24 protein-coding genes and 1 tRNA gene are annotated in these 24750 nt (G+C 63.9%); 3 read left to right on the top strand and 22 right to left on the bottom strand.

Annotated features, from left to right (window positions below; genetic code table 11):
• Window positions 1-102 precede the first annotated feature (102 nt).
• Together argE and I6F09_RS05590 are read right to left on the bottom strand one after the other, a co-directional pair.
• Complete coding sequence (argE, locus tag I6F09_RS05595; RefSeq protein WP_225187635.1) at window positions 103-1275, bottom strand: acetylornithine deacetylase; 1173 nt, start codon at window positions 1273-1275, stop codon at window positions 103-105.
• A gap of 400 nt (window positions 1276-1675) precedes the next feature.
• Window positions 1676-2461: an SDR family oxidoreductase gene (locus tag I6F09_RS05590; protein ID WP_109143341.1), complete on the bottom strand. Its 786-nt coding sequence runs from the start codon at window positions 2459-2461 to the stop codon at window positions 1676-1678.
• A 133-nt stretch (window positions 2462-2594) separates the two neighbouring features.
• On the opposite strand from I6F09_RS05590, the gene I6F09_RS05585 reads away from it, so the two are divergent.
• Complete coding sequence (locus I6F09_RS05585) at window positions 2595-3293, top strand: histidine phosphatase family protein (RefSeq protein ID WP_057029612.1); 699 nt, start codon at window positions 2595-2597, stop codon at window positions 3291-3293.
• Window positions 3294-3327: 34 nt separating this feature from the next.
• Entirely contained in the window at window positions 3328-4095 is a 768-nt protein-coding gene (locus I6F09_RS05580) for an SDR family oxidoreductase (protein ID WP_036010906.1), read from the top strand.
• A 191-nt stretch (window positions 4096-4286) separates the two neighbouring features.
• Here I6F09_RS05580 and I6F09_RS05575 read toward each other — a convergent pair whose 3' ends face one another.
• On the bottom strand, window positions 4287-5522 hold the full coding sequence (locus tag I6F09_RS05575) for a serine hydrolase domain-containing protein (RefSeq protein WP_225187634.1): 1236 nt from the start codon (window positions 5520-5522) through the stop codon (window positions 4287-4289).
• A gap of 148 nt (window positions 5523-5670) precedes the next feature.
• On the opposite strand from I6F09_RS05575, the gene I6F09_RS05570 reads away from it, so the two are divergent.
• A tRNA-Trp gene (locus tag I6F09_RS05570) sits at window positions 5671-5746 on the top strand.
• 105 nt (window positions 5747-5851) lie between these two features.
• Here I6F09_RS05570 and I6F09_RS05565 read toward each other — a convergent pair.
• The 19 genes from I6F09_RS05565 to I6F09_RS05475 form a co-directional block, all read right to left on the bottom strand.
• On the bottom strand, window positions 5852-6613 hold the full coding sequence (locus I6F09_RS05565) for a glycosyltransferase family 2 protein (RefSeq protein WP_036010911.1): 762 nt from the start codon (window positions 6611-6613) through the stop codon (window positions 5852-5854).
• A gap of 138 nt (window positions 6614-6751) precedes the next feature.
• Window positions 6752-7258: a hypothetical protein gene (locus tag I6F09_RS05560; protein WP_225187633.1), complete on the bottom strand. Its 507-nt coding sequence runs from the start codon at window positions 7256-7258 to the stop codon at window positions 6752-6754.
• A gap of 4 nt (window positions 7259-7262) precedes the next feature.
• Window positions 7263-7769 (bottom strand): hypothetical protein, encoded by a 507-nt coding sequence (locus I6F09_RS05555; RefSeq protein ID WP_225113242.1) that lies wholly within the window; start codon window positions 7767-7769, stop codon window positions 7263-7265.
• 159 nt (window positions 7770-7928) lie between these two features.
• Complete coding sequence (locus I6F09_RS05550) at window positions 7929-8969, bottom strand: Gfo/Idh/MocA family oxidoreductase (protein ID WP_225187632.1); 1041 nt, start codon at window positions 8967-8969, stop codon at window positions 7929-7931.
• A gap of 3 nt (window positions 8970-8972) precedes the next feature.
• Window positions 8973-10178 carry a class I SAM-dependent methyltransferase gene (locus I6F09_RS05545; protein ID WP_225187631.1) on the bottom strand — a complete coding sequence of 402 codons (1206 nt, stop codon included), beginning with the start codon at window positions 10176-10178 and terminating at the stop codon, window positions 8973-8975.
• A gap of 9 nt (window positions 10179-10187) precedes the next feature.
• Complete coding sequence (locus I6F09_RS37680; RefSeq protein WP_036010928.1) at window positions 10188-11393, bottom strand: class I SAM-dependent methyltransferase; 1206 nt, start codon at window positions 11391-11393, stop codon at window positions 10188-10190.
• Window positions 11394-11637: 244 nt separating this feature from the next.
• A complete protein-coding gene (locus I6F09_RS05535; protein WP_225187630.1) occupies window positions 11638-13611 on the bottom strand; it encodes a hypothetical protein in 1974 nt (657 codons plus the stop codon).
• Window positions 13612-13851: 240 nt separating this feature from the next.
• Entirely contained in the window at window positions 13852-15612 is a 1761-nt protein-coding gene (locus I6F09_RS05530; RefSeq protein ID WP_225187629.1) for a hypothetical protein, read from the bottom strand.
• Between the two features lie 4 nt (window positions 15613-15616).
• Window positions 15617-16201 carry a WbuC family cupin fold metalloprotein gene (locus I6F09_RS05525; RefSeq protein ID WP_050996026.1) on the bottom strand — a complete coding sequence of 195 codons (585 nt, stop codon included), beginning with the start codon at window positions 16199-16201 and terminating at the stop codon, window positions 15617-15619.
• Entirely contained in the window at window positions 16179-16844 is a 666-nt protein-coding gene (locus I6F09_RS05520) for a class I SAM-dependent methyltransferase (RefSeq protein WP_036027638.1), read from the bottom strand. The genes I6F09_RS05525 and I6F09_RS05520 overlap by 23 nt, the downstream gene beginning before the upstream one ends.
• Before the next feature lie 25 nt (window positions 16845-16869).
• Complete coding sequence (locus I6F09_RS05515; protein WP_036010940.1) at window positions 16870-17262, bottom strand: LIC12192 family sporadic carbohydrate cluster protein; 393 nt, start codon at window positions 17260-17262, stop codon at window positions 16870-16872.
• Window positions 17255-18061, bottom strand: a complete 807-nt coding sequence (locus I6F09_RS05510) for a sporadic carbohydrate cluster 2OG-Fe(II) oxygenase (protein WP_025037016.1) — start codon at window positions 18059-18061, stop codon at window positions 17255-17257. The genes I6F09_RS05515 and I6F09_RS05510 overlap by 8 nt, the downstream gene beginning before the upstream one ends.
• Window positions 18058-19176, bottom strand: a complete 1119-nt coding sequence (locus tag I6F09_RS05505; protein WP_109143349.1) for a DegT/DnrJ/EryC1/StrS family aminotransferase — start codon at window positions 19174-19176, stop codon at window positions 18058-18060. The genes I6F09_RS05510 and I6F09_RS05505 overlap by 4 nt, the downstream gene beginning before the upstream one ends.
• Window positions 19166-20272: a DegT/DnrJ/EryC1/StrS family aminotransferase gene (locus I6F09_RS05500; protein WP_109143350.1), complete on the bottom strand. Its 1107-nt coding sequence runs from the start codon at window positions 20270-20272 to the stop codon at window positions 19166-19168. The genes I6F09_RS05505 and I6F09_RS05500 overlap by 11 nt, the downstream gene beginning before the upstream one ends.
• An 8-nt stretch (window positions 20273-20280) precedes the next feature.
• The gene (locus I6F09_RS05495) at window positions 20281-21240 is read right to left on the bottom strand and encodes a transketolase C-terminal domain-containing protein (protein WP_036010951.1); all 960 of its coding nucleotides are present in this window, start codon (window positions 21238-21240) and stop codon (window positions 20281-20283) included.
• A gap of 10 nt (window positions 21241-21250) precedes the next feature.
• The gene (locus I6F09_RS05490) at window positions 21251-22099 is read right to left on the bottom strand and encodes a transketolase (protein ID WP_081493800.1); all 849 of its coding nucleotides are present in this window, start codon (window positions 22097-22099) and stop codon (window positions 21251-21253) included.
• The gene (locus tag I6F09_RS05485; protein ID WP_225187628.1) at window positions 22074-23111 is read right to left on the bottom strand and encodes an aminoglycoside phosphotransferase family protein; all 1038 of its coding nucleotides are present in this window, start codon (window positions 23109-23111) and stop codon (window positions 22074-22076) included. The genes I6F09_RS05490 and I6F09_RS05485 overlap by 26 nt, the downstream gene beginning before the upstream one ends.
• Window positions 23108-23719 carry a hypothetical protein gene (locus I6F09_RS05480; protein ID WP_225113233.1) on the bottom strand — a complete coding sequence of 204 codons (612 nt, stop codon included), beginning with the start codon at window positions 23717-23719 and terminating at the stop codon, window positions 23108-23110. Before I6F09_RS05480 ends, I6F09_RS05485 begins: the two co-directional genes overlap by 4 nt.
• A 5-nt stretch (window positions 23720-23724) precedes the next feature.
• A complete protein-coding gene (locus tag I6F09_RS05475) occupies window positions 23725-24726 on the bottom strand; it encodes an SDR family oxidoreductase (protein WP_036010979.1) in 1002 nt (333 codons plus the stop codon).
• Between the last annotated feature and the right edge of the window lie 24 nt (window positions 24727-24750).

The following is a 24750-nucleotide window of genomic DNA, read 5'->3' as shown; positions in this document are numbered from 1 at the left end:
TCCTACACGCCCGTCATTGCGAGCGCAGCGAAGCAATCCAGAACCTCTCTGTGGTGACAGTCTGGATTGCTTCGTCGCTTCGCTCCTTGCAATGACGACGAGCTACCCCTTCGCACAATGCGCGATGAGGCTTTCCACGAAGCCCGCGCATTTCTCCAGCTCCGCCATCTCCACGAACTCATCGGGCGTATGCGCTTGTGCGATCGAGCCCGGGCCGATCACCACGGAGGGAATGTCGGCGATGTCGGCGAACAAGCTCGCCTCGGTGCCGAACGCGACCTTGGCGTGGTCGTTGCGTCCTGCGAGGCTCTTGGCCAGCGTGACGATGGCGGCGTCGGCGGCGGTGTCGAGCGCGGGATAGTCGAGGATCTCCTCGAAATCGATGCCGCAATCGGGATGTCTCGCCTTCATCGCCGGCTCAATCTCGGCCTTGGCCCAGGCGACGATCGCATCGGTCACCTCCTTGGACTCGGTGATCCCGATGCCGCGGCATTCGAAATCCACGGTGCAGGTATCAGGCACGATGTTCAGCGCTGCGCCGCCGTGCACGATGCTGGTGAGCAGCGTCGAATGCGGGACGTCGTAGAGGCTGTCCGTCAACCGCACGGCCGCCAGCGCCACTGCGCGGCGGCGGATCTCGACGATCAGCTCGGCGGCATATTCGATCGCATTGACGCCGTCGGGCGCGATCGAGGAATGACGTGCAAGCCCGTGGAATGTGGCGCGCACGCCGTGCTTGCCCTTGTGGCCGATGATGACCTGCATCTGGGTGGGCTCGCCGATGAATGCGCCGAGCGGCCGGACCCTCTTCTTCGCGACCTCGTGCAGCATCGGCCGCACGCCGACGCAGCCGATCTCCTCGTCATAGGAGATCGCCAGATGAATCGGCGTCTTGAGTCTCGCCTCCACCATCTCCGGCACCATGGCGAGGCACACCGCCACATAGCCCTTCATGTCCGTGGTGCCGCGGCCGTACAGCTTGCCGTCACGCTCCACCAGCTTGAACGGATCATGGCTCCAGTCCTGGCCCACGACAGGCACCACATCGGTATGGCCCGACAGCACGAAGCCCGGCCGATCCTCCGGTCCGATCGTGACCCAGAGCGAAGCCTTCTCGCCGGTCTCGTCGACGATGCGCTCGCCCTTGATCCCGAACGCGGCGAGATAGCTCTCGATATGGGCAATCAGGGGCAGGTTAGTGCGGTCGCTGACGGTGTCGAACGAGACGAGGTCGGCGAGGAGTTTTCGGATACGGTCGGGTCTTGAGCTTGGCATTGTCTCGGTCTTGTCAGGGAATGGAGGCTGAGTTGCCTGCAGGAACCATACCAACGTGAGCCCCGGTCGAGCAAATCAACACAGCCCCGCAGCCCGGATGCTGCCCACCACACGACCGTCATTGCGAGCGCAGCGAAGCAATCCATAGTCTTTCCGCGGAGGGATTCTGGATTGCTTCGCTGCGCTCGCAATGACGGGTTGAGGCAGCTGTGTACCTGAAACTCACGTCTCGTGGCCCGGACGCTGCGCAGCGTCTCCCCGGCGATGCGAAGCATCGTCCGGTTCGACGATGCGCTGCAGAGCCGGGGCCCGTGCAGCAGCGAGCGACGTAGCCTGCTGGGTCCCGGCTCTGCGCCGCACCGCTTGCGCGCTGCGTCGCGTCCGGGACACGACCTGCGAACTAAACCGGCTTGCCCGTATACGGCATTGATGCCGTCAAGCCGCCGTCGACCGGGAACGCCTGGCCGTTCACATACGAAGCCTCGTCGCTCGCCAGGAACAGTCCCATCGCCGCGAGCTCGTGCGGCTGTCCCGGCCGCTTGAGCGGGTTGAGCTGGCCGATCTTGTCTTGGGTGCCGCGCTCCTTGGCGCGGTCGAAGATCGGCTTGGTCATGCCTGTTTCGATCAGGCCGGGGCAGACCGCATTGATGCGCACGCCGGTGCCGGTGAGCGAATACGCCGTGGTCTGCACCAGGCTGATCACGCCGGCCTTGCTCGCGGCATAGGGATGCCCGCTCGCGCCGGCCTTGAGGCCGGCGACAGAGGCGGTCAGCACGATCGCGCCGGACTGCTGCTTAACCATGTGCGGCATTGCGTACTTCACCGCGAGGAACGGCCCGATCAGGTTGACGCGCAGGATTTCCTGCCAATGCTCGACGGTCTGCTCGGCGAGCGGAACGAGTCCGCCGGAGACGCCGGCATTGGCCCAGATCACGTCGAGCCGGCCGTGCGTCTTCACCGCCTTGTCGATCACAGCGATGACGTCTTGTTCGGAGCCGGCATCCGCAACCATCGCTTCCGCGACGCCGCCGGCCTTCTTGATCTCCTCGACCGTCTCCTTCACCGCCTCGGTGCGATCGACCGCGATCAACTTGCCGCCCTCCTTGGTGAACAGCAGCGCAGCCGCGCGGCCGATGCCGCTGCCGGCGCCGGTGATGATGACGGATTTGCCTTGCAGGCGACCCATGCGTTTCTCCCTTTTGCTCGTGCACGACGCTTGCCGCGCGACGGAATTTCAAACAAGATTTCAAACGGCAAAGTGTCTTGAGACGCGTTCACTACTCACGTACAGCGACAATAGACGGGATGGAAGGGTTTCGATGGCAGGTGCAGACAAGCCGAACGTGGTCATCACGCGGTGGTGGTGGGTCCGTCACGCGCCGGTGCGCAACGACGGCGGCAACATCTACGGGCAGAGCGACATCGCCTGCGATACCAGCGATACCTACGTGTTCAACGCTGTTGCCAAGGTGCTGCCACGCCAGGCGGTCTGGTATTCGAGCAATCTGATGCGCACCCATCAGACCGCCGAGGCGATCTGGGCTGCGGGTTTTCCAAGGCCGGCAGCGCTGAAATGGGAGGCGGATCTCGCCGAGCAGAACCTCGGCCGCTGGCAGGGCATGAACCGCGCCCAGTTCATTGCCAGCCGCCCCGTCGGTGCGAGCTGGTTCGCCGACATCAACGAGCCCGCGCCCGGCGGTGAAAGCTTCATGGACCTGTACAACCGCACGCGCCGCACCATCGAGCGGATCAACGCCGAGGCGGCCGGGAAGGACATCATCGCAGTCGCGCATGGCGGCACTATCAGGGCGGCAGTGGGGTTCGCGCTCGGCGGGCAGCCGGAACGCGGGCTGTCGTTCGACATCGACAATTGCTCGGTGACGCGGCTGGATTATTTTGCGAGTCCCGATCGCACGGTCTGGCGGCTGCCGATGGTCAATCAGCAGCCCTGGATCGCCGATCCAGCGCACGCGGCGATGCATCAGCCGGCGGGACCGGAAGTCAAGAAGCTGGCCTGATACTGAATACGAAAATCAAATCTGGGAGAGAAACATGACCTTGTTCGACATGAAGGGGAAAGTCGCCGTCATCACGGGCTCGACGCGCGGCATCGGGCTCGCGATCGCCGAGCGCATGGCCGAGCACGGCGCCAAGGTGGTGATCTCCTCGCGCAAGGCCGACGTGTGCGAGCAGGTGGCGAAAGGCATCAACGACAGATTCGGCAAGGGCACCGCGGTCGCGGTCGCCGCCAACATCTCCTCGAAAGAGAATCTGCAGAACCTCGTCGACGAGAGCAACCGCGCCTTCGGCAAGATCGACGTGCTGGTCTGCAACGCCGCATCGAATCCGTATTACGGCCCGCTCGCCGGCATCTCCGACGATCAGTTCAGGAAGATCCTCGACAACAACATCGTCGCCAACAATTGGCTGATCTCGATGGTGGTGCCGCAGATGATCGAGCGCAAGGACGGATCGATCATCATCGTCTCCTCGATCGGCGGCCTCAAGGGCTCGACCATCCTCGGCGCTTACGCCATCTCGAAAGCCGCCGACATGCAGCTCGCGCGCAATCTCGCCTGCGAATACGGCCAGCACAACATTCGCGTGAACTGCATCGCGCCGGGCCTGATCAAGACCGATTTCGCCAAGGCGCTGTGGGACAATCCGGAGAACCTGAAAGCCTCGACCTCGCGCTCGCCGCTGTTGCGCATCGGCATCCCCGACGAGATCGCCGGCGCGGCGGTGTTCCTGGGCTCGAAGGCCGGCGACTTCATGACCGGCCAGACCATGGTGATCGACGGCGGCGCGACGATCAGTTGATGCGTTTGTCGGAAAGGAAAGGGCACGTAGTCCACCCATACACAGCGGTCATCGCCCGCGAAGGCGGACGATCCAGTACTCCGCAGCCGCAGTTGTGTGAACGAATGACCGCCGCGGCGTACTGGATGCCCCGCCTTCGCGGGGCATGACAGTGCGGATGATGATACGGCGTCGCGCGTAAGCGCAGGGCCTCACTCCACCGCCGCGTAAACCAGATCTCGCACCAGGGTCCGCGTGTGGTCGCGCTGTCCCGGCCCCTGGCTCATGAACACTGCGAACAGATCCTCCTTCGGATCGATCCAGAAGAACGTGCCGGCAATGCCGCTCCAGAAATACTGGCCGACGCTGCCGGGGAAGGGCGCGATGCCGGCCTCGCGGCGCACGGCAAAGCCGAGGCCGAAGCCATGGCCCGGCGATAGCAGCGTGCCGTTGGTCGGCACGCCTGGCCCGAGGTGATCGGAGGCCATCAGCTCCAGGGTCTTGCGGCCGATGATCCTGTTGCCGTCGAGCGTGCCGCCATTGCGCAGCATGAGGCAGAAGCGGGCGTAGTCCATCGTGGTAGAGACCAGGCCGCCGCCGCCGGACTCCATCACGGGCTGCTCGAGCATGTTGAACAGGGCGACCTTGTCGCCGGTCCACGGGTCGGCCGCGAACGGCTCGGCAAGGCGGCTGGCATTGGCCTGGCTTGTCGAGAAGCCGGTTTCGGCCATCTGGAGCGGCGCAAGCACGCGCTCGGTAAGGAACGCGCCGAGCGATTTGCCGCTGACGAGTTCGATGATGCGGCCCAAAATATCAGTGGAGCGGCTGTAGTTGAACTCCGCGCCGGGCTGGCAGACCAGCGGGAAGCTCGCCACCAGCGCGGCATGTTCGGCGTTGGTGATCTTGCGGCTGCGGACGCGGGACTCCTGGTAGAGCTTGTGCACGGGGCCGTCGCCCTGGTGCTCGTAGGTGAGGCCGGAGGTGTGGCGGAGCAGGTCCTGCACGGTCATGGGCCGCGCCGGCGGTACCAGCTCCAACCGGCCGTCGTTGACGACGCCGACCTGCTGGCTCGCGAACTCCGGGATGAACTTTGCGACGGCATCGCTGAGCAGGAGCTGTCCGTCCTCGACCAGCGCCATGATGCCGACCGAGACGATCGGCTTGGTCATCGAGAAGATGCGGAAGATCGAATCGCGCGCCATCGGCGCCGCGCCTGCCGGGCTCTGCTTGCCGAGCGCCTCGAACCAGCCGATTTGGCCGCGCCTCGCCACCAGCACGGTGACCCCGGGAACGGTTCCCTTGTCGATTTCGCGCTTGAAGGCGTCCGACATGGCCTGGAGCCGCGACCGCGACAGCCCGAGCGTCTCTGGGCGCGCTTCCGGCAAAGCTGGGGTGTGGGGCGCGTTTGCGGCCTGCGGGGCGGCAGTGGCGGTCGCTGTAGCGGTCATGGGCACTCCCGATTGTTTTTCGTTATGGCCGATGGACTGTGGCCCAGAACCCCCGGCACAAACAAGCGAAGCCGGCGCGGTTCACCCTTGCAAACCGGCCGCTCTCTGTGCTTGAAAGCGCCCCTGATCCGCGGCGACGCGGGTTCGTAGGAGTGTAGCTCAATTGGTAGAGCACCGGTCTCCAAAACCGGGGGTCGCAGGTTCGAGCCCTGCCACTCCTGCCAGCCAAATCAATCACTTAGACTAGATTGCGGCGGGAGGGCGTCCCGCGCGCGCCCGTGCTCTCGCAGCCGCTGTGCTGGAGGTGCCGTGTCGTGGTCCGGCGAGGCCTAGCGCGCCGGGGTCCGTTCCGCGTCGGCGGGAATCTGCCTGAGGTTGACGTTCCGGATGGGAACGCGGCGCAGCAGGGAAAGGATGGTCCCGCCGAGCTCGAGATAGGTGCGCAGCCGCAGCGCGCGCGACGAGCCCTTCAGCTCCGCGTTCAGGCTCACCGGAACCTGGACGTAGGTGAGGCCGAGCTGGAGCAGGGAGATCAGCGCACAGATCTGGTAGCCGTAGCCGTCGGCCTTGACCGCGATCTGGCGCAGCCATTTCACGGGATAGACGATCATGCTGTGATAGTCGGACAGCCAGAAGCCGAACAGGCAGTTCAGGATGAACCGCAACGAATGCGACTGCAGCGAGCGGTTGACGGAGCGGTCCGACTGGTTGTCGCGATAGGTGATGACGAGGTCGGCGGCGCCCGCCGCTTTGAACATCCGGGCAACACCCTCGTTCTGGAAGGCGTGATCGCCGGGGATAAGCGTGATGGCATCGAATTTCGCGCGCGACAGCGCATATTCGAAGCCGGCACCGACACCCCGCGGTTCGGCATTGTGATGCACGATGATGCGCGGCTCGCCGGCTGCGAACTCGTCCATGATCGCGCCGGTGGCATCGGTGCTGCCGTCGTCGATCAGGAAGATCTCGAAATCGTCGAGCAGGTCGCGGGCGAGCGGCAGCACGCCGTCGATCGTGTCGGCGATCTTGTCCTGCTCGTTCAGTGCAGGAATGACGATCGTAAGCCTTTTTGCCGCCCTGGAAGGTGTCATTGTATGCGCCCGTTGGCGGGGCCACTCTGTCCCGGTGACCCCATGCAAGTCTAGGTCATCTGAACCGGGCGAACAATGCGGCTCGCCGGTATGCCCACAAGACCGGCGCGAAACCTATGATGTGTGTGTTCCGCGCAACTAGTCGGAAAAATCATAGAGGCTGGTGTCGCCAATGCCGAAGGCGCGGCGCAGCCGTCCGACGTGGCCTGCCATATTCCGGCCCGCCGGCGTCGCCACGAAGTGCGAATCGGACCGTTCCACCAGGCCGCCATCGACCAAGTTCCCAATTCGTCCGCGGAACAGATCTGGAACCTGCCCGTCAGCGATCTCCGATAGCGGTGCCCTGCGATCGGGGCGATCGACGAGGCTGAGCAGGATGCCCAGCGAAACCGATTTATACACGGCGCCAAAGGCGAACACGTAAGCCATGACGCAAAATCCGAAAATCGATGCGGCGTCCCAGTACTGAAGCTGCGGGACGAAGAGAATTCCGAGCATCACCCCGAGACCGTGCGAGACAACCGTGGCAATCGCCAGCAGGGTCACGGGTCCGAGCGGCCAAGCGCGTGCGCGGGCCATGAATTGCAGGGCAGGCGCCAGCAGGGCGAACACGGCGACGGCGGCAAGTCCGACAGCAAAGGACATCGACTCACCCAAGGCCTGTCGACAGACGAACGAGCTTGACGAGATGCGCTACCGCAACCCCCTTGGAGGTGGGGGCAAGCCGGCCGTCCGCCGTGATGACCATCCCGGCCCCGATCAGGAGCTTCAGGCGGTTGTGCGTGAAGGTGCCGAGATCTCCACCTTGCATGTAGGCTGTCGCCCATTGCTCCAGGGTGAGAGGATGTCCAGCCTGAACGAGTGCGGTGAGCAGCGTCAGCGTGAAGCCCCAGGCCAGCAGGCTGAACAGGATGTAGCAGAGCATCATTGCGGTCCCGAGCAGGAAGAGACCGCCAAGCACATCGCCGACGTGGCGCTGACCTGGAAGGGCGATACAGGCGACGGCGTAAAGGATGACGACGCTGATGCAGCCCAGCCGGAAGCGACGGCCGGCTCCGCCGGTGGCGGCGATGCGCGCGTAAAGCAGCAACAACAGTGGAAAGGCGAGGCTGACACCAATCGCAGCAGCTTGCGCCGGGCCCGGTAGCAGGTTCATTGCGGAAAATCGTCCCGGACGCCTCTCAGGCCAGTCAGAGCGAAAGTCTATAGGGGGTCGTATTTTTCAGGTCAAGGCAGCCCGGCGCCTTTGACTGGCGATTGTCACGCGGACTCGCGTGTGTCGCGATGGAAACGGCTGGCTGCGCAAACTTCCGCATCATGCGATGCCGTCAGCCCGCCGCTTGTAGACCATCTCCGCCAGTGAGATGTCGGTCACCGAGTCCTTGCCGGAGGCGAGGGGGGTGCGTCCCTCGGCGATATCGGAAACGAAGGCGTCGGCCTGGCGCCGAAATGCCCAGCTCTTTTCACCCGTCAGATGCGTGCTTTGACCATCGTGCTCGACGATGACCTCCGCCTCTTGCTCGGCAAAGGGCGGGGGCAGTTTCAAGGTCACCGCGCCGCGCTCGAAATCGATCGTCAGACCCTCGCGCCAGGCTCCCTCGGACCCGTTCACGAGATCCAGCGTACAAGCGATGCTGTCGAAGTCGAGGGTGATGCGCGCGGCTCCCGAAGTTTCGACGGAGCTGTCGGCGAGCGTTGGCGATGATCCGAGCAGGTAGCGCGTCAGATTGATGATATGGCTGAAGACGTTCAGAAAGTTGTCGTAGCCGGCCCGCATCGTGCTCGGCATCCAGTCGGGACCGTCCTTCCAGAGTTCGATCCCGTCCGGCCGTGTTTCGCCGGTCATCACGAAATTGTCGCGCGACCGGCCGGTGTCGCCGCCGAAGCACCAGCCCTTGGCGCGGACCACGCGTCCGAGCGATCGGTCATTGCGCAAGCGCGTCAGCACATCGAGCGCGCGCGCCACACCGGCATCGTGACGCTTCATGTAGCCGACGCTGTAGACGAGGTTTCGCTGCCGCGCCGCTTCGACCAGCAACGTCGCCTGAGCCGTCGTATAGGCCATCGGTTTCTCCGACAGCACGTGGCGGCCGCTGTTCAACGCGTCCAGCACGATCGGACCGGTGGCTCGCCGCTTTGTCACGACCACGACAGCGGACACCGCAGCGTCCGCGAGCAGCTCCCGATGCGTGCCGTAGACCTGCGAGATGCCGAACTTCTGCGCTGCGGCGCCAGCGAGATCCGGCCGGAGATCGGCGATGGCGACGACGCGGCAGGCGGGATTGGCGACGAAATTGGCGAGGTGGCACATCTGGCCGACCATCCCCGTTCCGATGATGCCAATGCCTGGCCTCACTGGCTATGATCCCTTGAAGCGCTTCCGGATGACGAGGAAATGCGCCGGCTGTCCCCAGGTGTTGATGAATGCCGGATCTGTCTGGGTCAGGGCCGTGACCGCAGGCGCATCGCGTCGCCCGATCGCGGCGAAGATGCGGTGGAAACTGGCGAGCGTCGCAACGATGGTTTCGATGTCGGAAGCATCGTCCGCGAGAATGTCCGTCGTTCGGATCGCCTCGCGTAAGGACGCAAGGCTTGCGATCACGCGCGGCAGGCTCTCGCCGAAGGGGGCGTCGATCATCGCGTCGACGTCGAGAACCAGCGTCTCGATCGATGCCGAAATCGCCGCCACGGCATCGGCCTTGCCGACCAGGTAGAGCTTGCGTCCGCCGAGGAAGCTGAGGCGGCTGCGGTGGAGATGGCGCGCCGCACGCCGCAGCTTCTCGTCGGCGGAGAGAACCTTCTTGTGCCAGTAGACGTCCAGGCTGTCGCGATAGGCTGGCCACGCCGAATGGATGTCGAATCCCTGCTCATGCGCTGCCGTGCACAAGGCGGCTGCGTCGAGGAAGTACCGATGCCGGACGAACGGGTTCTCGAGCACGTCCATCAGCCAGGATTCGAAGCTGCGGGTGTGCGGAATGCTGTTCCATTTCGCGTCGAAAAGCGTCTTCGCGGTTTCGAGTGCGGGACGGCCTGACAAAGCCTTGCCGGCGGCATGGATTGCCTTGAGCGCGAGCTCGAAGAAGCCGCCATAGCGCTCGTAATAGGACACGACGGCGAAACCGTCCGGATTGAGCAGCCGATGGAAGACGCCGAGCCAATTTTCGGTCGGCTGCACGGTGTAAATGAAACCTTCGGCATCGATGATGTCGTAGCGGCGCTCGCTGCGAAATCCCTCGACATCGGCCAACGCGAGTTCGCGCAGGCGCTCGCTCAGGCCAAAATGCGCGAAATAGGCCTCAATTTTCGGATGCGCATGCCGGTTCGGTTCGGCGAGCGCCATGTTCGCGCCCCAGCCGGCAAACACCAGCGCATTCTCACCGGAATCTGGACCGAATTCGAGCACCTCCGCATCGCGGAACAGCCGCGGCGGCAGCACGAGCTTGTCTGAAAACAGCTCGCGCCGCTGGCTGGCATATGCATCGAGTTCGGCGGCCGATTTGAAATTCCCGAACGTCGGTAGGACGTCCTGACGTTCGTAGTAATTGAAGAGCTTCTCGTCAGCCATGCCGCGTCCCTAACCCAAGGCCGCCTCGAGCCGGTCGAGCTCGCTCCAGATGTCGGAGGGCGCGAAAATCGAAACGATGTGCAGCGGCCGCTTCACGTTCTCGCGCAGCCGGCTGCTGACCTTGGCTTCGTTTTCCTGGTTCACGGCGAGAAGGCAGACGAGCGGCTCCGACTTGCCGGCGAGTTCGTCCGGCGAACGGATCGGTATGCCGGTGCCGGGCAGGAACAGCCCCTGGCGCTCCTTCTGGTCGTCGACGGAGAGATCGACGAGCTCCGCCAGCTCATGCGCGTTGGTGAAGGTGCAGGCGCGGCAGCCCGCGCCGTAGATGGCAATCTCGGCGCCGTTCGCACGGGCCTTGGCGAGGATCGGCCGCAGGCGCGCGCCGTACTCCCTTGCGCGCTGGCCGAATTTCTCGCCGACGCCGGAGGGCGCAGGCGGCGGCGTCACGTCGCGGGTTGCACGACGGGCGGCGATCGCGAGGCTGCCGCCGCTGAAATTGTATTTCTTCACCGAGACGGCCTCGAAGCCGTGGCGGACCAAGAGCGCGAGTAGCGTCGGCTCGGTGAAGTAGCTGACGTGCTCCTCCCACAGCACGGAGAGGTCGCCCGCCGTCGAACCGGGATCAAAGTCGGGCACGTCGATGAACAGCAGTCCGTCGTCGCTGAGCGCGATCTTCACGCAGTCGAAGAAGTTCTCGAAATCGACGATGTGCTCCAGCACCTGGCGCGAGACCACAAGATCGAACTTGCCGGACTGGGCGACCGCGTCGTGACACAGGGCCGGGCTGATCATGTCGGAATAGACCTTGATGCCGCGTTCGCGGGCAATCTTGCCCGACACGGGGTTGGGCTCCACACCCACCAGGACCTTCGCGCCGCGTTCGCGCAGCTTATCCATGAACAGGCCGTCGTTGCATCCAATCTCGAACACGGATTGGTGCTTCGAGAATTTCGCGATGGTGTCGAGCTCGTCGACCTGGTGCGGCTCCGGCTTCCAGCTGCTGAAATTGTAGTTGAACTGGCGATAGAGGATGTCTGGATCAATCGGCTTGACGATCTGCGGCAGGCCGCAGTCGCCGCAGGCGAGGACCTCGAACGGATACCGCTCCTCCTGCTCGTTCCGGCTGCGCCGAAGTCGATGCGCGATTGGCATTTGCCCGAGGTCGATGACCGGTCGCAGGTTGGTCGAATGGCAGAGGCGGCAATGATCGGTCACTGATTATTCTCGCATTTGAGCAGGTCTGACGAGGCGACCTTCAATGGAAACCGGCGTGGCCGGCAACGAGACGCTCCCGGATACATCATAACCGGGTTACGCGGGGCATTCCTCCGGCCTGTGCGTTCTCGGCCAAAGCAGGTAGCAGCCGTGGATAGGTCTTGCAAGACGTGCCGCCGTCCCTCAATTGGAGGTGGATGCGGCCGGCCATGTACGCGCGCGACGACTGCGAGCACGGTCGACGTCAAGGCCGCCGCCGCTCGTAGAGTGTTAAATTACCCCGGGTCTCCACGGCCACGAAATCCCGCTTGATCCGCTTCATGACCTCTTGAACATGGTGGTACTCCGGCCTGCGCTCAACCATGCTGTCGTAGAACAGCCGGTCCGCCGGGTTCATCGAGCGATCCAGGAACCGCGCGTCAAAGGACACCAGGAACGGCATGAAATAGGCCATCGGCGCCCGATGGGCCTGGGCCAGATAGGCCCAATCCCTGAGGGCGATGACCAGAACCCTCTCGTCTGGCCTGGTTTTATCCTGGATGAACTTCGCATCGGCCTCGGTGATCTGATCCAGGTCCTCCTGCCACGTGACCGCCGGGCTCGAGACGAACGGCCACCGCAGAAGGCTGGGATAAGTTGCATACGATCTCAGGCCGTAGAGGTGGGGATTGTTCTTGTCCTGGACGAACAGCAGCGCAAGAACGGTCGCAGCGGCCGTTATGGCGCCGGCGGTTCTTCGGAACGACGGTTGCCACCCCGTTGAAAACTGGCGGATCCACCAGGCCGAGACCATCACCAGCGGCAACGCGTTCTGGTGCCAGACAGCGTCCAGCGTCCGGTTGACCCATTTGATCATCAGCGCCATGCCAATCATCGACAGCGTCAGCAGAATCCCGGTCACGAACCGGTCATGCCAGGAATCGGAGGGCCGTGACAGCCGGATCGCGGCCCAGCCGACGGTGATGCATCCGACGATCTGGAGCGGCAGATTGTAGATGATGCCCCAGCCCAAGTCCCATTTGATGGGCGTGCTTCCCCACCCGGTCCCGTAGAGTACGAGCGGGCGAAAGCATTCGATCAGAAACTCCAGGGAGAAGGCTCTCGTGCCGAACAGCACCAGGCACATCAGGATTGCGGCACCTATCGATGTGACTGCGAACACGAGGGCATTGCGATAGTTCGGAAACCCTCCGGCGATCGCCGCGACGAAGGTACCCGTCACAAGGAAGAACAGCCCGATCTCGGTCTGCCAGAGCAGCGAGACGGCGCTCATGATGGCCGATAGGATTAGCCATGTCAGGCGCCCGGGAGCGGTGCAGTGCAGGCTGATCGCGAGCGCAAAGACGATCAAGAGCGGAAATCGCGTCGGGTAGGCAGATGGCGAGTAGAACTGGCCGGTCGTAGAGAAAGCCAGCACGGCGAGCGCCGTGATGACGGCGATCGCGGCAAGCTTCGAGCGGATCAAGTAATACAGAAGAAAGTAGGCCTGGACGTAGGTCGCGAGCGTGACCGCGATGTTCAATCCGACCGCTCGCATCGCCGCCGATTTCCAGCCATCTCCCATGATGAGATGAAAGAACCAGCCGAGCGCAGGGCCGTAATGCGAATGGAAGTCCAATCCGGGAACGAGCCCGGGGGCGTAGCCATAAAGCGCGGGACCGATGAAGTAACTTACCTTGTGCGCTTCGTCCCTCACGGCCGCGGTCAGGCCTTCGAGGTCGGAGGGGATCAGCAGCAGAGCGAGGAATATGATCGCGAGCAGATCGCCGGCCCCCACGCCGAACCGGGTGTCGGTCGAGGGTTTTGCAGCAGGAAGGTAATTGTTGGCGTCTCGATTGAGCGCGACGGTGATAGCGGCGACCGCCAGCAGGGCGATCGCGATCCCGGGGCTCCTCCAATCGTTGGCAGCGCCGAGGGCAAGATAGACGAAGCTCGCCGTGATGGCGCTCAGTGCGAGCGAGCCCGATGATCGATACGTCGCGTACAATGCCGCTGCTGCCGCAATCGGCCCGGACAGGAAGAACGAGCCGTAGAACGCCTTCTTGCAGAAATCGCAATTCCTGTCTGCCAAGGCCATGTCGAAGCCTTCGACGAAATTTGATTGAAATGACGGAAGGTGATTTTTCACCAGCAGCAGCACCACGTAGGCGACGGCGCATCCCAGCAGGGCGGCCACAACAGCTCTGGCGGCGATCGAGAATTCCCTTGTGTACTCCACTAGGAGGTCTCGAGGCTAGCTACGATCGAAGTCGGGGAGGAGGCTGCGTCGAACACAGCGGAAAATCTAACTTTCTCTGAAATCACGTCCAGTCCCCAATTGCCTGAACTTCCCGTTGCGAGGCGCTTCTACCACCACAGCGTTCCCTGAACAATCCCGCGAAGCCCGTGGTTGCCTCCGGCATGGCAATGTTTGTGTCTGGATGACGGGCGCTGGAACCCTCCATGGCTGACGCATGCTCTAGCGAACTCCAGAGGCAGCACCTTCACATGCCGGGGCCGGCAGCGCCAGCAACCAGGCTGCGCCTCGGACGCCAGGCCGATTGCAAGGCGGCCGATACTCGGCTCTCGCCACAGGGGCCGGCTCTCCATCCTTCAACTGCATCAGTTCACCGCGGCCCTCCGTGGCCGAGGAGTTATTTCCGAGGGTCGCCGTCAGAAGCTCGATGAATCCAATGTCGTCGGGTCGTGGAATTCCCGGGGCGGCGCGATAGCGCCAGGTCTCGCGACGGGGTGGGCAAGGAAAGGTCTCGAGGTAGGAAACTGGGCAGTTGCCGTTCACAACGAAATGAGGATCAGTAAAATCCCCGCAGTAGTCCGTGTAGATAAACGACCGCTCGCGATTTTCATCCCGCAGGATCGTCTGTGCCACGTTCATGTCATTGCCGCCGAGGCATCGTGAGCGGAACGAGAAGACGTGCGAGTTCTCGAACTGGAGCTTGACGACCTTTGGCTCGGGGTCCGCGAGCAAGGCTGCTCGGACTTGCCGCAGCATGTCGCTGCTGAGCAACCCGTCGTAGAGCAGCCATTTGGAATCGTGAGCCGACGACAAGGCGAAGATCGCGACCAAGCCCCCCGCGACGGCTGCGCGGACGCGCGATCCCGGAATCGCCTGCACAACGGTCGCCATCAGGATCAAGACGCCGAACTGCGAGGGAAAGAGTAGCCTGGACTCGCCCCGCGTCACGTCGCCATAAATTCCGGTAAGAGCGTAGGGCAGCGCGCCGATGAGGGCAATCGCGGCTCCCAGCACCAGCAGCAGAAGCATCGCATTCGTGGTCGAGCGGCCGTTCAGCAGCCAGGGCGTCCACAATGCTGTCGATGAGAACCGGGCAAAGACGGCGATCGTGGCCAATGTCACTGCCGCGGAAACTGGAAGCCCCAGCAGCGCACCCCCGTGAGAATATGCGTAGCTCAGGCCGCTCGGGAAGGCCATGAGGTGCGCATAGAGCGCATTGGCTATGATCGAGAAATCGTTCGCGAAACTGTATTGTCCGGCGTAGTGGCCGCTCTTCCCCAGAATTGTCAGTCGCAGAACGATCATGGCTGCAACGGCCAGCCAGAACGGTACAAGACGCGCGAGTTTCTGCCTCCACCGCTCGGGACCAGACCAGGTGAGCACGACGCGAACCGGTTCGAGGGCGATCAGAGTCTCGAGCGACAACGCGAATAACAGACAAAAAGGTGCGCTCCATCGAAGCGCCCGCACCTTCGAATAGGACAGCTCGTAGGACAGCAGATAGAAGAGCAGGAAGAAGTCGTAGACCGCGTTGAGTGTCAGGCGAATTGCATAGAACGGGCTGAGCAGGAACAGAGCCGTGACAAGACCGGCGATCCGTCTCGTATAGGATGATCGCGACAGGACGGAGTGAAGCAACACGCCGTTGACCAGATGGCAGGCTAGTCCCGCGAGCCGCGCAGAGACATCGGGAGTATCGTTCAAAAGCGCCACAAACAGCGTCATCGGGATTGCGAAGCCGGCGTGTGCCGACTCCCACAGCACGCGAGCGACGCCAGCGGCACCTTGAGTCCAATAGATGTAGTACACAGTCCAATCGTCGCCGAAGACCTCACGCGCGAACAGCGCGGGCACGGCCGTAACAAAGGCGAGAACCAGAGCGACGTAGACGTATCCAATGCCCGCCCGCTCCCGTTGTCGGAGAGCCGCAGCTTTCGGATCTACATTCGTGCGAGCATCGTCGAAACCGACGGGGGTGACCATGGTCCTAGGCTTTGCCTCGTTTGTTCAGATGCTCCGCGGCGAGCCTACCAATTCTTGTGACGTAGTCCTGCACCGCGGCAGCGTCGCTGCCATCAGGCGCCCAGTCGGGAAATGCCGTGCGCGAAGGATCGAACGGGCCGGCGGTGGTTTCGTGAAATACCAGCCATTCCGAGGTGATCAGGATCGAGTGGAAGACCTGTTCCGGCATGCGATAATAGCAGCGTTTGCCCTGACCGTAGGGCGCCATCTCGAGCACCTCGCGAATGCCGCCGTCGTCCTCGAAGATCACGACCTGCGCGGTCCCTTCGATCACGTGGAACGATTCAGGTTTGCCAAGGTGCTTGTGCGGCCGCACATAGGCTTCGCGATGGTGCACGATCAGCATCTCGTGCAGTCCGGACGAAGGATCGGGATGCGTGCACAGCCGACTGCGCAGGCGCGGGTTGCCGGCGGCGATGCGCTTCAGCTCCGCGATCGTGGCATCGTCCGCGGTGACGATGGCATCGTCCGAATAGTACACTTCCGGATTTTGCGCGCGCAACGAGGTCGGCCGGTGCAGGCCTGCCTCATTCGAAGAAGATGAACCCATGGTCGCCCCGATACCCGCATTTGTCGTAGATCCAGGCCCATGTTTGCGGGCCGTGGAAGCTCAGGCAGGTGAGCTGCCAGTAAAGCAGATTGGCCTTCTCGCGCTCGTTGCGGAAGGATTCGACCATCAGATATTTCGAGGTGCCGCGTCCGACGCGCTCGATCTCGGGCACTGCGCGGAACACGTCCTCGAGCGGAAGGTTGTGCAGCACGCCGAGCGAGACGACGAGGTCGAAGCTGTGGTCGGGGTAGGGGAGCTCGACGGCGCTGCCGACCTTCAAATGCGGCCGCACCTCCTCCTTGGCGTTGGCGATGCCATACTCGGAGATGTCGATGCCGGCGATCCTGAGATCGGGGACGAGCTGGGTGAACTCATAGAGCAGGTAGCCCTTGCCGCAGCCGACGTCGAGTACGCTCATGCCCGGTTTGATGCCGTAGCGATCGATCAGGGTCTGGGCGAGCGGGCGCCACCGTCCGTCATAGCGATAGCCGCCGTAGCCGTAGCGCCGGTCGCCGTCCCAATAGTCGCGTCCCCATTGCCGCGCCACAGTGGCGGATTCCGCCTTGTCGTGCTCGACCACGCGCTGGACGTAGTCCCGCCTCGTCGATGCGTGCATCGGCTGGAGCAGGTTGATCTCGGTCATGGGGGCCAACCGGTCCGCGGCATCATCACAGGATAGTCGCGAACCTGTTGACGAGCAGGATGTCCTCGACGGCCTGGATGTCCTTCTGAGACGCCAGCGTGATCTCCTCGACCGCTGCATGGAGATCGCAGCCCTCGCGCAGCACGCGGTCGTAGATCTGCCGCCGCCGAGCCTCGTCGGGCGGCAGCATGAAGATGCTGTAGAGGATCAGGCCACGCAGCTGCGGCAGCTCGTCCAGGATGTCTTCCAGCACCATGTAGCTGCCGGGCATGGTGTGCTCGGCGGCGCTCAACAGATAGTGCAGGTTCTTGCGCCGCGCATAGTCGCGGATCACGATGTTCTGGACGTGCTGCGGGGTGCGGCTGCCGTTCAGCGGCCTGGCGCCGATATAGCCGCGGTGGCCGGCTCGCTCAGCCATGGAAGCCTCCCGGCAGCTTGTACTGCATCCCGACACGGGTTGCGGGGCGCAGCAGGATCGGCTCGAAGAACTCGCCGAAGCGCTTGTCCGCGTAGGGCGACATGATGCTCTTGAAGCGGCAGTTCATGCTCCAGCGCGTGCCGGCTTCCTCGTTGACGCGATTGCCGTGCATCAGGGTCTGGTTGAACAGCATGACGTGACCGTAGGGAATCTCGATGAAGGTCGCGTGCGGCTTGATGGTCTTGTAGAGCTCTTCGGCGCTGCGCAAGGCCGCCATCCGGTCCTGCATCTCGCCGTTCAGGGACGGCGGCAGCAGATACATCGACTTGGTGCGGTGGACATCAACCAGCGGCACCCACACCACGACCTCGAACGGCGAGTCGCCCGACCAGACGTCGGAATGGGTGGCGAGCAGCGAGGAGCTGTCGCCGGGAAGCTGGATGCTGAGATTGACGCGGCGCTGCATGCAGAGCTCGTTGCCGACGATGGTCTCGATCGTCGAGCGCGCCAGGCGGAAATAGGTCGGCCGGAACCAGGGCTCGGCGTTGAGGCCGTTGAAGACGTGCAGCCGCAGGCCGTTGAGATCATCCACGCTCACCCGCGTGTGGATGGTGTCGAGCATCGCGTAGGGATCGTTGCTGTGCGGCAGCTTCAGATAGTCCGCCGCGAGCTCGGCAGCACGGCGCTGGATCCGGTCGAGCCCGGCGCGATCGTCGGCCGGGGTGGTGACGAAGCCATCGTCGATGAAACGCTGCGCCAGCGCCTGCTCGTCGGCGTGCAGGAAGTCCGTGTCCGTCATGCAAAATACTCCCGGGCGGTCGCGCAAATATAGCTGATGTCGGCGGCCGACAGGAACTGGTTGATGGGAAGCGTGAGGATCTGGTCCGCCTGCCGTTCCGTCACCGGGAACGCGCCGCGGCCATGGCCGAGATGCGCTGCTGCCGGCTGCAGGTGGATCGGGACCGGATAATGGATCGCGGTCTCGATGCCTTTGTCGGCAAGATATTTCTGGAAGTCGTTGCGACGCTCGGTCTGCACCACGAAAGTGTGGAAGGTGTTGAACTCGATGTTCCGGCAGGGCGGAATGAACAGGGGCAGGCCGGCGAGCTCGGCGCGGTATTGCGCGGCGTTGCGCCGCCGGCGTTCGATCACGGAAGAAAGGTGGCGCAGGCGGATGCGCAGCACCTCGGCCTGGAGCGTGTCGAGCCGCGACACGATCCCCCATTCCTGGACGTCGCTGCGGTTGATCAGGCCGTGATTGCGCAGCCGTCGGATTCTTGCGGCAAGCTCGGCGTTGGCAGTGACGAGGAAGCCGGCATCTCCGGCGGCATTGAGATTCTTCAACGGGTGGGCGGAGAAGCAGCCGAAGGTGCCGATCGTGCCGCTCATCCGGCCGTCATAGGTCGAGCCGACCGCCTGGGCGCTGTCCTCGATCACGGCGAGCGCGTGCTTCGCAGCGATCGCCATCAGCGGAGCCATGTCGGCCATGCGTCCGGTCAGATGCACCGGCATGATCGCCTTGGTCCGCGGCGTGACGGCGGCCTCGACCGCGGCCGGATCGATGTTCTGGTCCGGCAGCACGTCCGCAAACACCGGCGTGGCGCCGACCGCGATGATCGCGGCGGTCGATGCCACGAACGAATTCGGCGGCGTGATCACCTCGTCGCCGGGACCGATGTCGAGCGCCCGCATGGCGAGGATCAGCGCGTCGGTGCCCGAATTCAGCGTCACCACATGCGGCGAGCCGAGATAGGCGGATAATTCCTCCTCGAGCCTTCCGACCGCCGCCCCGCCGATGAAGTCGCCGCGCTGGAACACGCCCTCGACCGCCTGCATGATCTCGGCGCGCTCTTCCTCGAACTGCGCGGGAAGATTGACGTAGCCGATGCGCCGGCGGCCGGTGTCAGCGTCCATGGCAGAACTTCCTGACGGTCTCAATGACGCGGTCCTGCTGGGCGCGCGTCAGGTGCTGGTCGACCGGGAAGCTGATGACTTCCTTGGCATGGCGGTCGGTGACCGGGAACGTGCCCGGCGCGTAGCCGAGATGCTTCAGGCCTTCCTGCTGATACAGCGGGATGGGATAGTGGATCTTGGCCTCGATGCCGTTGTCCAGGCAATATTTGTAGAGCTCGTCGCGACGTTCGGCGAACACCATGTAGAGATGGTAGACGTGCTTCACGTTGGGACGGCGCGGCGGGACGCGCAGGCCGGGCAGGCCGGCGAGACCCGCATCGTAATAGGCCGCATTTTCGATTCTGCGGCGCGTGATCTCGCTGGTCTGGCCGATCAGCCAGTTGCCGACCACGGCCTGCAGGGAATCGAGCCGCGAGTTGCAGCCGAGGATCGCGATCTCGTCGCGGTTCTTCATGCCGTGGTTGCGGATCAGGCGGAGCTTTTCGTTCATGCCGTCGTCATTGGTGACGACGACGCCGGCATCGCCCCAGACGTTGAGGTTCTTGAGCGGATGCAGCGAGAAGCCGGCCGCGATGCCGTGCGTGCCGGAGCGTTTTCCCGCGAACTCCGACAGGATGCCCTGGCAGGCGTCCTCGACCACAGGCAGCTTGTGGCGCTGCGCGATCGGCATCAGCTTGCCCATGTCGGTGACCTCGCCGGTCAACTGGACCGGCATGATCGCCTTGGTCTTCCCGGTGATGGCAGCCTCGACCTGGTCCACGTTCATGCAGAAGGAATCGTCGCAATCGACAAGAACCGGCGTCGCGCCGGTTTCCGCGATCGCGCCGACCGTGGCGATGAAGGTGTTCGCGGCGGTGATGACCTCGTCGCCATGACCGATGCCGAGCGCCTTGAGCGGCAGCTTGAGCGCGTCGGTGCCGGATCCGACGCCGATGGCGTGCCGGACGCCGATCAATTCGGCGAAGCGTTTCTCGAATTCGGCGACGGGCTTGCCAAGGGTGAAGTCACCGGTCGCAACCAGCCGGCCGATCTCGGCGAGGATCGGTGCGGGATCCGCGAATTGCTCGAGCAGATAGGAATATCGAACGTCGTACATGTGACCCGTCAGGTGGAATGAAGTTGAGGTGAGGGGGTGTGCGACGCCGCGAGCGCATGCTCGATCGAGGTCGCAATGGCGCCGGCGGAGAGCCCGTGCTTCTTCAGCAGCGAGTCCTGAGAGCCGTAATTGTGCATGAAGCGGTCGGGCAGCGACAGCCGCAGCATCGCAGGGAAACCGGAGCCGAGCTTGTCGATCAGCGCCTCCGCGACCGCGCTGCCGAGGCCGCCGGAGGGCACGTGCTCCTCCAGCGTGGCCACGAGCCTGGTGCCGCGGATCGCCTGCAGCAGCGCTGCGGTATCGAGCGGCTTCACGGTATGCATGTGCAGGATGCCGGCGCGAATGCCTTGCGCGGCCAGCAGGTCGGCTGCGGCGAGGGCGCGCTGGAGCATGATGCCGGTGGTCACCATGAGGACGTCGCCGGGCGGCCGCATCAGGATGGCTTTGCCGATCTCGAAGCCGTGCTCGGCCTTGGAAACGATGGCATCGCCGCCCTTGCCGAGCCGGATGTAGATCGGGCCCTTCCAATCCAGCGTCTGCTCCATCATGCGCGCAGCCTCGTCGGCGTCGCACGGGCAGATCACCGTCATGTTGGGCAGCGCCCGCATGATGGCGATGTCCTCGATCGCCTGGTGCGTGGGACCGAGCGGCGCGTAGACGAGGCCGCCGCCATTGGCGATCAGCCGTACCGGCAGATTGTGCAGGCAGAGATCGACCGCGACCTGCTCGTAGCAGCGGCGGGTGAGGAAGGTCGCGATGGTGTTGACGTAAGGCACGAAGCCCTCCATCGCGAGACCGGCCGACATGCCGATGATATGCGCTTCCGAGATGCCCTCGATCAGATGGCGCTTGGGGAACTCCTTGCTCATCGCACGTAGCGTGCCGGCACCCGGATCGGAGCCGATGTAAAGCACACGCTCGTCGCGCGCGGCGAGCTTGTGGACCATGTTCATCGCGGTGTTGCGCATGGGGAGCCGATCAAAAATCGCCGACGGCGACGCGAATGGCGTCGAGCTCGCTGTCGGTCAGCTTGTTCTTGTGATGCCAATCGGCATTGGATTCCGCAGCCGGAAGACCCTTGCCCTTGACGGTATGGCAGATGATGGCGGTGGGCTTGCCGGCAACGGCCGGGAGCTGCTTCAGGACCGTGCGCAGTGCGCCGACGTCGTGGCCGTTGACCTCCTGCACGGCGAAGCCGAAGCTGCGCCATTTGTCCGCGAGCGGCTCCAGCGGCAGCACGTAGTCGGTTGGGCCGTAGCTCTGCAGCTTGTTGTAATCGATCAGCGCGACGAGGTTGTCGAGGCCGTGCTTGGTCGCGCCCATCGCCGCTTCCCACACGGATCCCTCGTTGATCTCGCCGTCGCCGAGCAGCACGAAGGTGCGGTAGCTGCGCTCGCGCATGCGGGCGGCGAGCGCAAGGCCGACGCCGATCGAGAGGCCATGTCCGAGCGCGCCGGTCGAGGCCTCGACGCCGGGCACCATGCCGTATTCGGGATGTCCGCCCAGAATGCTGTCGGGACCGCAAAAGCCGTCCAGCTCCGACAGCGGGAAGAAGCCGCGGTCGGCCAATAGCGCATAGAGCGCCAGACATCCGTGTCCCTTGCTGAGGATGGCGCGGTCGCGATCGGGATCGCCCGGGTTCTTCGGGTCGATCCGCAGCACGTCGTCGTAAAGCACGCGGACCATCTCGATCAGCGACAGGGCAGGCCCGACATGGCCGCGTCCCGCGGAGCGGACAGAACCGAGGACCAGGCGGCGCAAATAGAGGCTCCGCTCGTCCAGCGTGCAGGTGAGAGCAGCTTCAGCGTGGGGTGAGATCTGGATCACGTTGGCAAATCGTTTGGTGGAGCCGACGGGCTTTGTCGAGCTGGCCGGCAAGGCGGACCGTCAGATCGCCACCTTGCGCAGCCAGGGCACGCCGGGAGCGGCTTTCCGGCAAATAGGCATTCAGGACAATCAGGCACCAAATCGCCCCGAACACAGGATACAGTACGTCAAGGCGGACCGCAAACGCGTCATCCCCAGCCGCGAAAGCGCGCGAGAGCCGCTCGATCAATCGGTTCGCATCCGCCACGGGCAGACCGCTGCCGGGGTGAATCGCGGTGTCGGACACGAGCTTGACCGGGTCGTCCCAGCCGAAATACTCGAAGTCGATGAAGCGCAATTTGCCGTCGTCGGTGCGCAGTGCGTTGTGTAGTCCGCAATCCGACGGGCTCAATGCACGTTGGGCGGGCGCAAGGTCCGCGGCGGGATCCAGGCCCCGTTCCGCATAGCGCCGACGGAGTTGCCGGATCGCGACGGCAGCGGTGGGAACCAGGCTGCCGTCCATGAACGCGCGCAGATCCGGATGATCATCCGAAGTCCGCCTCAGGTCGTCGAGGCGTTGCTCGTACTGGGCGATGGCCGCCTCGGCCGAGAAGATGCTGGCAGACGCATTCCGCAGAGTCTGCGCGCCTTCAGCCTCGTGCAGCTTTTGCAGCTCGATCAGGAAATCGGCCAACTGGTCGGCGTCGTCGGGCTGCGGATGCAGGACCGCGGGTTCACCGTCTAACCATTGATACAGCGCACAGAACGCGGCCGGATCCTTCGCGATCGGCCGCGGCGTCGCATTGATACCGTGGCGCGAGAGAAACGAGAGCGCGTCATATTCCTGTCCCAGCCGATCGCGCCCGTCGGACGGATAGTGCTTGAGGGCGATCGGCGGGCCTTCCGCCATCTCCAGCCGAAACACCCGGTTGTTGCCGCCGGCCCGCGCCGGTTGCGCCGCCGCGACCCGCGCCCCGGAGAGGCGGCTGCCGATCGAGACCGCATCCTGTGCGCTGAGGTCCGACTGGCTCATGCTCCGAACACTCCGCGGTGGATATCGGCCCAGGTCGCGAGCGGCTCGCAATGCGCGGGATGCGGCGGCCGCGACTGCGTGAACAGGATCGATCGCGTCGCCTTCGGAAAATGCGGCTGCTCGAAGACGTCGACGAGATCGTCAATGAAGATGTCGAGCTGCAGGCTTGCCAACCGCTCGACCTTGGCCGCCAGCGTGTCCTCGAAATAGACATTGCCCGCCGAGATCGCCGCGTCGGCGGTGTCGATGAGGCCCGCGCTCTTCAGCCAGCCACGCGCAGCCTCGCGCAAGTCGACCCGATCGGGATCCTGATGGCCGAACTGCGTCTTGTGGCTGACGATATGGACGCTCGCGCCGGCCTTGCGGCACGCGGCAAGGAACTCGCGGACGCCAGGGTTGATCTCGGCGCCGCCGATTCCCTTGCCGTAGACGAAGCCCTGCAGCCCCTGCCAGGCAAGCTCGCCGCCGGCGCGGGATCGCAAGAAATCCCGCACGTCGGTCTTCAGCCCGTCCCAGCCCTCCGGCACCAGCCCGCGCTGGCGCGCGGCCGCGGCAAAGACCTTGTCGTAGCAGATGATCGTGTTGTCGAAATCGATGCCGATCCGCACGCCGCTCACTTCAGGCTGATGTTCTGCATCATCTTGATGTTGAAGTACCTGGGATCGTTGAGTGAGTTCGGCAGGCGGCCCGCCCTGAAGGCGTCCACGAGCCCTGACACGGCCTGCTCGATCGTGTGCGTCGGCGCAAAGCCGAGCTCGCGGCGGATCTTCTCCGACGACACGTGGTAGGAACGGAGATCGTCGGTCGGCTCGACGGCCACGTCGACATTGTTGCCGACCACCGATTTGACGATGTCGGCGATCTTCATCAGCGAGTGGTTTTCGTAGCCGATGTTGTAGGTCTTGCCGTCGATCTTCGCATCGTCCTGCTGCAGCAGGAACAGATAGGCCGCCGTCATGTCCTGGATGTGCAGATTGGGCCGCTTCTGCGTTCCGCCGAACACGCGGATGCGGCCGGTGTTGACGGCCAGATTGGTCAGGATGTTGACGACGACGTCGAGCCGCTGCCGCGGAGCGTAGCCGCAGACGGTGGCAGGGCGAACCGTGCAGGTGACGAAGCCGGACGCGGCCTCGTCGGCAAGATCGGTCTCGCACATCGCCTTGAACTTGGAGTAGTCGGTGAGCGGCTCGCAGGACAGCTCCTCGGTCACCTCGGCCTCGTCCTTGATGCCGTAGACGCTCGAGGAGGAGGCGTAGATGAAGCGCTTGATACCCGCCTTCTTCGCGGCGCGCACCATCGGACGGAAGCAGTCGTAGTTGATGGACTTGCCGAGTGCCGGGTCTAGCTCGAACGAGGGATCGTTGGAGATGCAGGCGAGGTGGATCACCGCGTTGTTGCCGCGCAGGGCCTCGTTGACCGCGGCCTCATCGCGGATGTCGCCCTTGATCAGGCGGAGGTTCGGATTGTCACGAACGGCGTCAAAGACGTCCTCGCCATACATGAACAAGTCGAGCACGGTGACCTTGTGGCCCGCGGCAAGCAATTGCGGAACCAGCACGCTGCCGACGTAGCCGGCGCCACCGGTGACCATCACATTCCATTTCCGATCAATCACTGTCGTTCTCCGGATTCTTCGATC

Origin of the sequence: Bradyrhizobium sp. IC3195, assembly GCF_020193585.1 — a bacterium.
Classification (GTDB): Bacteria; Pseudomonadota; Alphaproteobacteria; order Rhizobiales; family Xanthobacteraceae; genus Bradyrhizobium; species Bradyrhizobium yuanmingense.
This window is presented reverse-complemented; position numbering and strand designations above follow the sequence as displayed.